The following is a 13,326-nucleotide window of genomic DNA, read 5'->3' as shown; positions in this document are numbered from 1 at the left end:
CTAGGCCTCGGGGTTGCCTTCACCCGCGACCTGCTCGTCGCCCGTGTCGGCCCCGGCCGCCTCGACGGCGTCGGCGACCTCCTCGGCCTCGGCCTCCTCGGCGGCTTCGGCGTTGGCGGCCACGGCCACGATCTTGTTGCCCTTGTCCAGGTTCATCAGCCGGACGCCCATGGTGGTGCGGCCGGACTGCTTCACCTCGGCGGCACCGGTGCGGATGACCCCGCCGGCGGAGGTGATCGCGAAGATCTCGTCCACCTCCGGGTCCACCATCAGCGCGCCGACCAGCTTGCCGCGCGCCTCCACGACCTTCGCCGTCAGCACACCCTTGCCGCCGCGGTTCTGCACCGGGTACTGCTCCGAGGGGGTCCGCTTGGCGTACCCGTTCTCGGTGGCGACCAGGACGTCGGTGGAACCGTCGTCGGGGCGGATGACGTCCATGGAGAGCAGGTAGTCGCCCTCCAGGAACCGCATACCGATCACACCGCTGGTCGCGCGGCCCATGGGGCGCAGCGACTCGTCGGAGGCCGGGAAGCGGATCGCCTGGGCGTCGCTGGAGATCAGCAGCAGGTCGTCGTCGGGGAAGACCAGCCGCGCGGAGATCAGCTCGTCCTCCTCGCGGAGGTTGATCGCGATGATGCCCGCCGCGCGCGCGGAGTCGAAGTCCTCCAGCCGCGACTTCTTGACCAGGCCCTCACGGGTGGCCAGCACCAGGTAGGGAGCGGCCTCGTAGTCGCGCAGAGCCATGATCTGCGCGATCTCCTCGCCCGGCTGGAAGGGCAGCAGGTTGGCGACGTGCTGGCCGCGCGCGTCGCGAGCGGCCTCCGGCAGCTCGTAGGCCTTCGTCCGGTACACCCGGCCCTGGTTCGTGAAGCACAGGATCCAGTGGTGGGTGGTGGTGACGAAGAAGTGCTGGACGATGTCGTCCTGCTTGAGCTGGGCACCCCGCACGCCCTTGCCGCCGCGCTTCTGCGCACGGTAGTTGTCGATGCGGGTGCGCTTGGCGTACCCACCGCGGGAGATCGTGACGACCACGTCCTCCTCGGCGATGAAGTCCTCCATGCGCATGTCACCCTCGAACGGGATGATGTGGGTGCGCCGCTCGTCGCCGTACTTGTCGACGATCTCGCCCAGCTCCTCGCGGATGATGCTCCGCTGCCGGACGTCCGAGGCGAGGATGTCGTTGTAGTCGGAGATGAGCGCCATCAGCTCGTCGTACTCGGCCGTCAGGGCGTTGCGCTCCAGGGCGGCGAGCTTGCGCAGCTGCATGTCGAGGATCGCGCGGGCCTGGATGTCGTCGATCTCCAGCAGGCCCATCAGGCCGGTGCGCGCGTCGTCGGCCGAGGCGCTGCTCCGGATGAGGCTGATGACCTCGTCGATGCGGTCCATCGCCTTGAGCAGCGCACGCAGGATGTGCGCGCGCTCCTCGGCCTTGCGCAGGAGGTACTTCGTCCGGCGGACGATGACCTCGACCTGGTGCTTGACCCAGTGGCGGATCATCTGGTCCAGGCGCAGGGTGCGCGGCACCCCGTCGACCAGGGCCAGCATGTTCGCGCCGAAGGTCTCCTGCAGCTGGGTGTGCTTGTAAAGGTTGTTCAGCACGACCTTGGCGACGGCGTCGCGCTTGAGCACGATGACCAGGCGCTGGCCGGTGCGGCCGCTGCTCTCGTCGCGCACGTCGGCGATGCCGGTGATCTTGCCGTCCTTGACCAGGTCGGCGATCTTCAGCGCGAGGTTGTCCGGGTTGACCTGGTAGGGCAGCTCGGTGATGACCAGGGTCTGGCGACCGCGGCTGTCCTCCTCGACCTCGACCACGGCGCGCATGGTGATGGAGCCGCGCCCGGTCCGGTAGGCCTCCTCGATCCCGCGCTTGCCCACGATGAGGCCGCGGGTCGGGAAGTCGGGGCCCTTGACCCGGGCGATGAGCTGGTCGAGCAGCTCCTCGTCCTCGGTCTCGGGGTTGTCGAGGTACCAGTTGACGCCGTCGGCGACCTCGCGCAGGTTGTGCGGCGGGATGTTGGTCGCCATACCGACCGCGATACCCGAGGAGCCGTTGACGAGCAGGTTCGGGAACCGGGCGGGCAGCACGACGGGCTCGGAGGAGCGGCCGTCGTAGTTGGGCCGGAAGTCGACGGTCTCCTTGTCGATGTCCCGGAGCATCTCCATGGCCAGCGGAGCGAGCTTGCACTCCGTGTAGCGCATGGCGGCCGCGGGGTCGTTGCCCGGCGAGCCGAAGTTGCCGTTCGGGTCGACCAGCGGCATCCGCATCGACCACCACTGGGCCAGGCGGACCAGGGTGTCGTAGATGGCGCTGTCACCGTGCGGGTGGTAGTTACCCATCACGTCACCGACGACGCGGGCGCACTTGAAGTACCCGCGGTCGGGGCGGTATCCGCCGTCGTACATCGCGTAGAGCACGCGCTGGTGGACCGGCTTGAGACCGTCGCGGACGTCGGGGAGCGCACGACCGACGATGACCGACATCGCGTAGTCGAGATAGCTGCGCTGCATCTCGACCTGGATGTCGACGGGCTCGATCCGGTCGGTCACACGGGGCAGGGACTCGATACTGGAGTCCCCGCCCTCAGGGGCGTCGGGGTTGTTCGCATCCGTCACGGATGTCGATCCCTTCTACGAAGCTTGCTGGAGCGTGGGCGGGTGGAGGACCTAGATGTCCAGGAAGCGGACGTCCTTGGCGTTGCGCTGGATGAAGGCGCGCCGCGACTCGACGTCCTCACCCATGAGCACGCTGAACATCTCGTCGGCCTGGGCCGCGTCGTCCAGGCTGACCTGGAGCAGGACGCGGCGGTCCGGGTCCATCGTGGTGTCCCACAGCTCGTTGGCGTTCATCTCGCCCAGACCCTTGAAGCGCTGCACCATGTCGCGCGGGCGCGGGTCCCTCTTGCCCGCGGCGATCCCGGCCTCGATGACCCGGTCGCGCTCGGCGTCGGAGAAGGCGTAGCTCGCGTCGCTGCCCTTCTGGTCCCACTTGATCTTGTACAGCGGCGGAGCGGCCAGGTACACGTTCCCGGCCTCGACCAGCGGCTTCATGAAGCGGAACAGCAGGGTGAGCAGCAGGGTCCGGATGTGCTGACCGTCGACGTCGGCGTCAGCCATCAGGATGACCTTGTGGTACCGGAGCTTCTCGGCGTCGAACTCCTCGTGGATACCGGTGCCCAGGGCGGTGATGATCGCCTGGACCTCGTTGTTCTTGAGGATGCGGTCGATCCGGGACTTCTCCACGTTCAGGATCTTGCCCCGGATGGGCAGGATGGCCTGGTTGTGCGGGTTGCGACCGCCCTTGGCGGAACCACCGGCCGAGTCACCCTCGACGATGTAGACCTCGCACTCCTCCGGGTTGGTGGACTGGCAGTCCGACAGCTTGCCCGGGAGGGAGGTGGTCTCGAGGAGGGTCTTGCGGCGGGTCAGGTCGCGGGCCTGGCGGGCGGCGACGCGGGCGCGGGCGGCCTGGCTGGCCTTGGACACGATGTCCTTGGCCTCACCGGGGTTGCGCTCGAACCAGTCGCGCAGGTGCTCGTTGGTGACCTTCTGGACGAACGACTTGGCCTCGGTGTTGCCGAGCTTCGTCTTGGTCTGGCCCTCGAACTGCGGCTCGGCGAGCTTGACCGAGATGATCGCGGTCAGGCCCTCGCGGATGTCGTCACCGGTGAGGTTGTCCTCCTTCTCGCGCAGCAGCTTCTGGTCCCGGGCGTACCGGTTGACCAGAGTGGTGAGCGCGGAGCGGAAACCCTCCTCGTGGGTGCCGCCCTCCGCCGTGTTGATGGTGTTGGCGAAGGTGTGCACCGACGAGGTGTACGACTGGTTCCACTGCATGGCGATCTCGGCCGCGATGCCGTCGCCCTCTTCCTCGAAGGAGATGATCGACGCGTGCGCCGGCTCCTTCTTGGTGTTGATGTGCCGGACGTAGTCCGCCAGACCTTCCTTGTAGTGGAAGGTGTTGACCACGGGGCCGTCGTCGGTGTGGTCGGGCCGCTCGTCGCGGATGGTGATGGACAGGCCCTTGTTGAGGAAGGCCATCTCCTGCATCCGGCGGGAGAGCGTCTCGAACGAGAACGTGGTGGTCTCGAAGATGCTGCCGTCGGGCCAGAAGGTGATGTCCGTGCCGGTCTCGTCGCTCGCCTCACCCTTGATGAGATCGCCGGTCGGGGCGGTCATCTCGTAGTGCTGGCGCCAGACGTGCCCCTCCTGGCGGATCTCCACGTCCAGAGCCGTGGACAGCGCGTTGACGACCGAGATACCGACACCGTGCAGACCGCCGGAGACCGCGTAGGACTTTCCGTCGAACTTGCCGCCCGCGTGCAGCGTGGTGAGAACGACCTCCACCGCCGGGCGCTTCTCCACGGGGTGGATACCGACCGGGATGCCTCGCCCGTTGTCGGTCACCCTGACTCCGCCGTCGGCGAGCAGGGTCACCTCGATGGCGTCGGCGTAGCCCGCCATCGCCTCGTCGACCGAGTTGTCGACCACCTCGGACACCAGGTGGTGCAGACCCCGCTCCCCGGTGGAGCCGATGTACATGCCCGGGCGCTTGCGTACTGCCTCAAGCCCCTCGAGAACCGTGATTGATCCTGCGTCGTAGGCCAAGTGGGAACACCCTCCTGCTGGGGACGCCTGCCGGCCGTGGCCGAGCGGACGACGGTCAACCCGCGGCAGGGTGATCGGAGGGTCGACGTGCCGCGACACCTGGGGATCACCGTTCGCCGCACGGGCCGTCCGCCCACCCTCTACATGGGGGCGTGGTACCGGCTACAGGCGTCTGAAGAACCGTCTCCATGATACCCCGCCCGGTGCGACAAAGTGGCATTGGCGGCCCTGTGCCGCCCCAGAACGAACGTTCGGGGAGGGAGCCGAGTCCCTACACGCGGGTGGCCCCTTGCGCAAGTCCCGGCGCGGTTGAGTGGCCTTGGAAGACCGAACACCCCCGCTCCCGGCCCCCGCCACCGGAGTGAAAGGGGTGTCCTCCCGAGACGCAGAGCTCCTCGAGGGAACCGGGGAAACCCGAGGAACGCGCAGGTCACAAGGGCTTTCAGTGACTCCTCGGCCACCCTGGCCGGGGTCAGCGGCGACGGAAACCGGGTCCTTTGACCTTGATGGCGATGACGGTGCCGTCACCCAGCTCCTCGTTCAGCCGGCGCATCAAATCCCGAACCATCGCTCGTGCGTGAGCCGCCATCGTGGGTGAATCGGCCACAACAACCAGTTCTCCCTCCGAATAACTTTCCGGACGCAGGTGTTCGGCGTTGAAGTCGCCCACGATGTCCGCCCACCGGCCGAACACACCGCCGATGGCGACCTGCTCCTGCCAACCGTGCTCGATCAGCCAGGTGCGCACCGCGTCACCGAACAGTTGGGGCTCGTTCCGTGACCGCAATCGGCCACGTTTTCGATTCCGGTTCATGCCCCGGGGAACGGCACCGCGTTCGCGCGCCTCCGCCTTGGCCCGGGCCAGGGCCTGGCGGGCCAGGTCCGCCCCGGTGGCCGCCGGGGCCGCGGGGGGCTCGGCAGGGGGAACGGTCGGAGGTGTCGCCGGGGCCGGACCTTCGTCCACAGGCTGTGGACGGGGCGCGCCGGAACCGGAGGTGTCGCGGCCCGGGACCGAATACGGCAGCCCGGGATCCACAGGCTGTGGATAACCCTCACTCACTCTCGACCACCCCTTCGCGTACCCCGAACCTGGCTCCGTCCAGTTCCTTCGGGATGTCCTCGCCGACCGCCGCGGTCACCAGGACCTGCTCGGCGTCACGCACCCGTCCGGCCAACCTGCGGCGGCGCTCGGCGTCCAGTTCCGCGAAGACGTCGTCCAGGATCAGGACCGGGTCGTCGCCGTCGGCCCGCAGCAGTTCGAAGGCGGCCAGTTTGAACGACAGGGCGTACGACCAGGACTCTCCCTGACTGGCGTACCCCTTCGCGGGCAGATCACCGAGCTGGAGGTGCAGCTCGTCGCGGTGCGGGCCGACCAGGCTGATGCCCCGCTGGAGTTCGCGGTCGCGCGCCTCGGCCATCGCTTCGCGCAGGACTTCCACAAGCTGTGGACGGTCGCGGGGGATCTCCTGCCCCTCCGGGACCGCGGAGCTCCGGTAGGTGGGCACCGCCGGACCGCCCGAGTCGGTCAGCCCCGCGTAGGAGTGCGCGATCAGCGGTCGCAGCTCCTCCACCAGCCCCAGCCGGGCGGTCAGGAGCTCGGCGCCGGTCTCGGCGAGGTGGGAGTCCCAGACCTCCAGCGTGCTCAGGTCCGGGGTGGCGCGCTGGCGCATCCGCGCCGAGGCCGACTTCAGCAGGGCGTTGCGCTGTTTGAGCACGCGTTCGTAGTCCGAGCGCACCCCCGCCATCCGCGGGGCCCTCGTCACCAGGAGCTCGTCGAGGAAACGGCGCCGCTCTCCCGGGTCGCCCTTGACCAGGGCCAGGTCCTCGGGGGCGAAGAGCACCGTGCGCAGGATGCCCAGAACGTCGCGGGGGCGTCCGGCCGAGCCACGGTTGACCCGGGCGCGGTTGGCCCGCCCGGGGTTGATCTCCAGGTCGACCATCATGTCCCGGCCGTCGCGGACGACCTTGGCGCTGATGATCGAGCGGGGTGCGCCCTGCCGGACCAGCGGGGTGTCGGAGGAGACACGGTGGCTGCCCAGGGTCGCGACGTAGCCGATCGCCTCGACCAGGTTGGTCTTGCCCTGACCGTTGGAGCCGACGAACACGCTCACACCGGGTTCGAGCTGTAGCAGCGCCGACTCGTAGGAGCGGAAGTCGGCCAGTTGCAGGTGGGAGACGTACATCCGGCCTTCCTCCTGGAGCGGGAAACGGTGGGGCGACGGCGCGAAACCGCGTGAAGCGGTGGGAAAACAGTGCCGGGGGCGGTCCGGTGAACCCCGGACCGCCCCCGGAGAGAGAACAGGGTGCGGCTAGTCCTCGTCGACGGCCTGTGCCTCGGCCTCGGTGACGGTCTTCGCCTCGGCCCTGGTGACGGCGTGCCCGCCGAACTGGTTGCGCAGGGCGGCGACGACCTTCATGGCCTGGCTGTCGTCCTGGCGGGAGGCGAACCGCGCGAAGAGCGAGGCGGTGATCGCCGGGGCGGGGACCGCGAGGTCCACGGCGGCCTGGACGGTCCAGCGGCCCTCACCGGAGTCCTGCACGTAGCCGCGCAGCTCCGACAGGTCCGGGTCCTCCTCCAGGGCGCGGCCGAGCAGGTCCAGCAGCCAGGAGCGGACGACCGTGCCCTCGCGCCAGCTCTCCAGGGTGCCGGGGACGTCCTTGACGATGCCCGAGGCGACCATCAGCTCGTAGCCCTCGGCGAAGGACTGCATCATGCCGTACTCGATGCCGTTGTGGACCATCTTCACGAAGTGGCCCGCGCCGACCGCACCGGCGTGCACGAAACCGCCGCCCTCGTCGGGGGTCAGGGAGTCGAAGACGGGGCGCAGGCGCTCCACGTCCTCGTCCCGGCCGCCGACCATGATCCCGTAGCCGTTCTGGCGGCCCCACACACCGCCGCTGACGCCGGCGTCGACGTAACCGATGCCCTTGGCGGCCAGCGCCTCGGAGCGCGGCTGGTCGTCGACGTAGTGGGTGTTGCCGCCCTCCACGACGATGTCGCCCTCGGAGAGGAGGTCGCCGAGCTCAGCGATGATCGTGTTGGTCGGGTCGCCGGCCGGAACCATCACCCACACGGCGCGGGGCGCCTCGAGACGGCCGACGAGCTCGCTCAGCGTCTCGACGTCCCGCTCACCGGGGGACACGTCGTAGCCGACGACGTCGTGGCCCTTCTCGCGCAGGCGGGCGGCCATGTTGCCGCCCATCTTGCCGAGGCCGATCATTCCGATCTGCATGTGTGCACTCCCCTTCGGGCACCTGTGGACATGGTGGAAGCCGTCCGGCCCGCGGGTTCGTGCACGGGCAGGACGGCGGACGCCTGTGGATCGAACCGGCGCTCCGGTCAGCCGGAGAGGCGGACCGGCATGATCAGGTAGCGGTACTCGGGGGACGAGCCCTCCTCGGCCGGCTTGCCGGTGAGGATGGCGGGCTTGGTCGAGGTGGTGAAGTGCAGACGGGCGACGTCGGTCCCGATGGCACCGAGCCCGTCCAGCAGGAACCCCGAGTTGAAGGCGATCTGGATGTCGTCGCCGTCCAGGTCCGCCTCGAGGGTCTCCACAGCCTGTGCGTCCTCGCCCGTTCCCGCCTCCAGGACCAGCGCGCCCTGGGAGAAGGCCAGCCGGAGCGGGGTGTTGCGCTCGGCGACTAGCGAGACGCGCTTGACGGCCTCGACGAACTCGGAGCGGCTGACCTCGGCCACGGTGTTGAAGGAGTCCGGCAGCAGTGCGCGGTACTTGGGGAACTCGCCGTCCAGCAGGCGCGTGGTGGTCCGGCGTCCGCCGCCCTCGAAGCCCATCATGCCCTCGCCGGTGTCGCTGCCCGACAGGGCGATGGAGACCTCCGCGCCGGAGGTGAGCGACTTGGCGGTGTCGTGGAGGGTCTTGGCCGGAACCAGCGCGACGGCGGACAGGTCCGGGTTCTCCGGCTTCCAGCTCAGTTCGCGGACGGCGAGGCGGTAGCGGTCGGTGGAGGCGAGGGTGATCGTCTCGCCCTCGATCTCGACCCGGATGCCGGTGAGCATCGGGAGCGTGTCGTCACGGCCGGCGGCCACGGCCACCTGGCTGACCGCGGCGGCGAACACGTCGCTGCCGATGGTCCCGCTGACACCGGGCATCTCCGGCAGGGACGGGTAGTCCTCGACCGGCATGGTGTTCAGGGTGAACTTCGCGCTGCCGCAGGTGACGACGACCTTCGGGCCGTCCGTGGAGATCTCCACAGGCTGTGGAGGAAGGTTTCGGGTGATCTCGGCGAGGAGACGGCCGGAGACCAGGGTCTGCCCGGCCTCCTCGATCTCGACGTCCACCGAGACCTGCGCCGAGACCTCGTAGTCGAAGCCGGACAGGCGCAGCCGCTGGCGGCCGTCGGTCTCGCCGGCGTCCAGCAGGATCCCGGCGAGGACCGGTACAGAGGGGCGCGTCGGCAGTGTGCGCGCTGTCCAGGCGACAGCGTCGGCCAGTACGTCGCGTTCGACCCGGAACTTCACTTTCCGACTCACTTTCCGCACGACCGGTGGACCGGTCGCAGCCTCAACGTTGCAGCTCGTGGGTGTCTCGTGGGTCTGCCGGACGGCTCCGTCGGCTGGATTCGCCAACAGGGTGTGGACGGGTTCCGCATCGGAGCGGAGCGTGCCACCGGAGCGGTCTCGGTTCCCGTAGGGGTCACCGCTCAGATCTGGGCGGCGGAGGACAGGGGCGAGACCACACGTTACCCGGATTCACCCGCTGCCGCTGCCAGCTCAGGACAGGACCGCCGTCACCTCGATCTCGGGGCTTTGTCCACAGATTTGACGCGGAGCTGTTTTGAAGCCACATCTTGGTTAATGAAGGTGCGTAGTAGTAGTAGGGCCTGTGGATAATGTGGATAACCCTTGTTCTCGCAGGTCAGACCGCGAATTTTTGTCCACAGGCCCTGTGGATGACCCTGTGGGTAACTCGGCCTGCCTGTGGACGGAAACAGGGGCCCACAGGTTGTCCACAGAGCGTCCACAGGTCCGTCCACAGGTTTTCCCCATGTTGTCCACAGCAGCCTGTGGTTCGGTGATCCGATGACCCGTGACCGCGTCCACAGGGCGACCCCTGGTTACCCACAGGACCGAGGCGGTTGTCCACAGTTTATCCACAGGGTTGTCCACAGATTTGGTGCCCTTCCTGTGGATAACTTCGCGGAGAAACCGCAAAACTTTTTTTCGGAGCGTCGCCCAGACCTCTCGAACCTGGACAAACAGTCTGTGCACAGGGTTTTCCACAGGCACTCCGCCAACTACGAACTCCGATCGTTGTCACGGTCTTTCCGCAGGGCTCCCGGAGACCGGTGTGGGCAGGGCAACAGGCGCTGGAGGTACTGGAAACCAGGGGAAACAGAGCGTGTCCGGTACGGACGGTGCGTTCGGGCCACGACACGGGCTTACCTCTCCCCGGGGGACCAACACCCCCACAAGCCTGTGGATAACTCGGTTCGGGCGGTTCCGGGGGAGCCCCGGCGACTGCGGACAGGGGTGAGGCAGGGAGAAGTCGACACGCCGACACAGTGACACGGCGATACGACGACACGGCGACAGGGGAACACGTGGACACGGCGACAGGAGGGCACAGGGAAGGGGGTGGCCCGCCTGCGCGGCGGGCCACCCCCTCGATGTCGCTGTCCATCCCCTGTGGCGGATCCCCGGTCAGGTCAGCGAGGGCTGGTCCTTGATCCGGCTGGTCAGCTCGTGGACCTGGTTGTAGATGGAGCGGCGCTCCGCCATCAGCGCCCGGACCTTGCGGTCGGCGTGCATGACCGTGGTGTGGTCCCGGCCGAACTGCTGCCCGATCTTGGGCAGGGAGAGGTCGGTGAGCTCACGGCACAGGTACATGGCGATCTGTCGGGCCGTGACCAGGACCCGGGAACGGGAGGTGCCGCACAGGTCCTCCAGGCTCAGCCCGAAGTAGGCCGCCGTCTGGGACATGATCGCGCTGGCCGTGACCTCCGGCACCTCCGCGTTCGGGACCAGGTCCCGCAGCACCTGGCCGGTCAGGTCCAGGTCCACCGACTGCCGGTTGAGGCTGGCGAAGGCGGTGACGCGGATGAGCGCCCCCTCCAGCTCACGGATGTTGGTGGAGATCTTGCTGGCGATGAACTCCAGGACCTCGGGCGGGGCGGCCAGCCCTTCCTGCGCGGCCTTCTTGCGCAGGATGGCGATCCGGGTCTCCAGCTCGGGCGGCTGGACGTCCGTCAGCAGGCCCCACTCGAACCGGCTGCGCATCCGGTCCTCCAGCGTGGTCAGCTGCTTGGGCGGCCGGTCGCTGGAGATGACGATCTGCTTGTCGGAGTTGTGGAGCGTGTTGAAGGTGTGGAAGAACTCCTCCTGCGTCTGCTCCTTGTTCTCCAGGAACTGGATGTCGTCCACCAGGAGCACGTCGATGTCCCGGTACCGGCGGCGGAACCCGTCCGCCTTGCCGTCCCGGATCGAGTTGATGAACTCGTTGGTGAACTCCTCCGAGCTCACGTACCGCACCCGGGAACCCTCGTAGAGACGGTGCGTGTAGTGCCCGATGGCGTGCAGCAGGTGGGTCTTGCCCAGGCCGGAGCCGCCGTGGATGAACAGCGGGTTGTACGCCTTGGCCGGGGCCTCCGCGGCGGCCACCGAGGCCGCGTGCGCGAACCGGTTGCTGGAGCCGATGACGAAGGTGTCGAAGGTGTACTTCGGGTTCAGCCGCGCGTGCTCGCCCGGCGGGATCTCCGGGGAACGCCCGGGGGGAGAGGAGGGGGAGCTCTTCTTGCTCTTCTCCTCCACCGGAGCCGGGGCGGGGGCCTCCTGGGCCGGTTCGGGAGAGGGACGGAACCCCTCGGGCTCACCCGGGCCCGCGGGTTCGGCCGGGGCGGGGGCGGGCTTCTGCGCTGCCGGTGTCTCCCAGCGGTTGGGCTGGTCCCAGGCCGCGTCCCCCCAGCTCTGCTGCTGCCACAGCTGTTCCTGGGCGGGCTGCGCCCAGTCCGGGGAGGAGGGCGCCCAGGAGGACTGTCCTTCCTGCCCACCCCGGGAGTGCGTCGGAGGGGCGGACCGCGGGGCCTGCGACGACTGCGCGGAGGGCTGCGGCTGTCGGGCCGGCGCCTGGTGGGGCGGCTGAGGCCGGGCGTGCGGCTGTGCCTGCTGCGCGGGTGCGGACTCCGGTGTGAGGGGGGCCCAGCCGCCGGAATCGGCGTACCGCTGCTCCTCGTACTGCTGGGGCGCGTCCTGCGGCGCGGAGCCCTGCGTACCCGGGCGGGGGTCCTGGTGCGCGGAGCCGAGCAGGTCGGCCCGGTCCTCCTGCGCCTCCTGGGCCCGGGCGTGGCCGGGGTGTGCCCCGAGCGCTTCGGAGGGGTGCGGACCGGCCGGGCGGGCGTGCTGGCCGCGGGGTTCGTGCGCCACGGACTCCCGGGGGGAGTTCTCGTGGGAGGCCTGTTCGGGGCGCGGCCCGACCGGCCCCTGTTCCCTGGCGGGGGAGAGAGGGGTGTGCGCGCCGGTGTCCCGGCTCATGCCGTACGGCGCGGGCGTCGGCGGCGGGGTGGGTACGGCTGTGGGGTCCACGGTCACCGCGACCCGGATGTCCCGTCCCAGGTGTGCGGAGAGGGCCTTGCTGATCGCCGGGTAGAGGCGTGTCTCCAGGACCTTCTTGGTGAACTCGTTGGGCGCTGCGATCAGCGCCGTGTCCTCGATCAGACCCAGCGGACGGGTCTGCGGCAGCCAGGCACGCTGGTGTGCGGGCAGGGAGTCGTTGTCGATCCCGTCCAGCACGCTTGACCAGACCATTGCGAGGTTGACCTGTGCGTCAGCCAAGGTGACCTGCCATGGTTGCTGTCCCTTCGGTGCGGATCTGTTCGGAGCGGATTGGAAGCGGTGAGGGGACGGGGGAGGTTGGTACGGCGTGTCTCGGGCGCGTGGGAGCCCCTGAGGGCCCACCCATCCCATTGTCCTCCCCTGTGGAGGGTGCCGGGGCAGGGGAGGCCGTACGGGTTCGGTTCGTTCGATGGTGCAGGGGCTGTGGACAACCGGATCGGGTGCTGGCGGCCAAGGGTTTGACTACCTCTGGGTATCCACAGCTTCCGGAGGTTGTCCACACGTTGTGCACAGGTTTATCCACAGGATGGCAGCTGGCTGTGGGTTCCGCAGAGTTATCCACAATATGCAGGTCAGGGCGTGTGTAAGGCGCTCATCCACGGTTCCGGAGGAGCTGTTCGCAGCTCGATCCACGAGTTATCCACAGGTTGAGGTTATCCACAGCCTGTGCTCCCTGGGGAAGTTTCACCCCCTGTGGACAACCAGTTGTCCACAGGGAGCCGGGTAGACTGTGCGCAGTGGTGTCCGCCACCGGCCGCGGCCCGCCCGCGGCGCCCGCGGGCGGACCCGTCAGCAGGTCTGATTTGACCACGACCCGACCAGGTCGTATGTTCTTTATGCTTATGCCGATGATTCTGCCTGCGCTCGTGTCTGTCGCGACGGCGCGGCCACGGCACACGCACAGTAAGGCCCCGCATATCCTGGGGGTCTGTCGTAGTACTTTCCTGACACGCCCCTGGAGCCAGTAGTGAGCAAGCGTACGTTTCAGCCGAACAACCGGCGTCGCGCGAAGGTCCACGGTTTCCGGCTGCGCATGCGTACGCGCGCCGGTCGCGCCATCATCGCCTCGCGACGTCGCAAGGGACGCGCCGCGCTGACCGTGAGCCACTAGCGCCTCAAGACTTTCACTGGGACCGGTCCGGCCTTCTTGCCGG

Annotated in this window: 8 protein-coding genes; 1 reads left to right on the top strand and 7 read right to left on the bottom strand. The window is 68.6% G+C overall.

Annotation, left to right across the window (positions count from 1 at the left end; translation table 11 throughout):
* The 7 genes from gyrA to dnaA all read right to left on the bottom strand — a co-directional run bounded on the left by gyrA (position 1) and on the right by dnaA (position 12,364).
* On the bottom strand, positions 1-2,613 hold the full coding sequence (gene gyrA, locus D458_RS0117620) for a DNA gyrase subunit A (protein ID WP_017588073.1): 2,613 nt from the start codon (positions 2,611-2,613) through the stop codon (positions 1-3).
* Between the two features lie 51 nt (positions 2,614-2,664).
* Positions 2,665-4,602, bottom strand: coding sequence for a DNA topoisomerase (ATP-hydrolyzing) subunit B (gene gyrB, locus D458_RS0117615; RefSeq protein ID WP_083936347.1), 1,938 nt, complete (start codon positions 4,600-4,602; stop codon positions 2,665-2,667).
* Positions 4,603-5,074: 472 nt separating this feature from the next.
* The gene (locus D458_RS0117610) at positions 5,075-5,566 is read right to left on the bottom strand and encodes a DUF721 domain-containing protein (RefSeq protein WP_394296587.1); all 492 of its coding nucleotides are present in this window, start codon (positions 5,564-5,566) and stop codon (positions 5,075-5,077) included.
* Between the two features lie 88 nt (positions 5,567-5,654).
* Entirely contained in the window at positions 5,655-6,785 is a 1,131-nt protein-coding gene (gene recF, locus D458_RS0117605) for a DNA replication/repair protein RecF (RefSeq protein ID WP_017588071.1), read from the bottom strand.
* A gap of 126 nt (positions 6,786-6,911) precedes the next feature.
* Positions 6,912-7,835, bottom strand: a complete 924-nt coding sequence (gnd, locus tag D458_RS0117600) for a phosphogluconate dehydrogenase (NAD(+)-dependent, decarboxylating) (RefSeq protein ID WP_017588070.1) — start codon at positions 7,833-7,835, stop codon at positions 6,912-6,914.
* Between the two features lie 107 nt (positions 7,836-7,942).
* The gene (dnaN, locus tag D458_RS0117595; protein ID WP_017588069.1) at positions 7,943-9,082 is read right to left on the bottom strand and encodes a DNA polymerase III subunit beta; all 1,140 of its coding nucleotides are present in this window, start codon (positions 9,080-9,082) and stop codon (positions 7,943-7,945) included.
* A gap of 1,182 nt (positions 9,083-10,264) precedes the next feature.
* Positions 10,265-12,364, bottom strand: coding sequence for a chromosomal replication initiator protein DnaA (dnaA, locus tag D458_RS0117590; RefSeq protein WP_017588068.1), 2,100 nt, complete (start codon positions 12,362-12,364; stop codon positions 10,265-10,267).
* 775 nt (positions 12,365-13,139) lie between these two features.
* Here dnaA and rpmH point away from each other — a divergent pair.
* Complete coding sequence (gene rpmH / locus D458_RS35575) at positions 13,140-13,283, top strand: 50S ribosomal protein L34 (RefSeq protein WP_014909187.1); 144 nt, start codon at positions 13,140-13,142, stop codon at positions 13,281-13,283.
* Positions 13,284-13,326 lie beyond the last annotated feature (43 nt).

The organism is Nocardiopsis ganjiahuensis DSM 45031, assembly GCF_000341085.1.
Lineage (GTDB): Bacteria > Actinomycetota > Actinomycetes > Streptosporangiales > Streptosporangiaceae > Nocardiopsis > Nocardiopsis ganjiahuensis.
Note: the sequence above shows the minus strand (reverse complement) of the source record. Positions and strands in the feature narration are given on the sequence as shown.

What these genes read in the sequence shown, in the direction of transcription:
- recF (WP_017588071.1), bottom strand. Translation starts at nt 6,785, where the DNA reads ATGTACGTCTCCCACCTGCAACTGGCCGACTTCCGCTCCTACGAGTCG.
- gnd (WP_017588070.1), bottom strand. Translation starts at nt 7,835, where the DNA reads ATGCAGATCGGAATGATCGGCCTCGGCAAGATGGGCGGCAACATGGCC.
- dnaA (WP_017588068.1), bottom strand. Translation starts at nt 12,364, where the DNA reads ATGGTCTGGTCAAGCGTGCTGGACGGGATCGACAACGACTCCCTGCCC.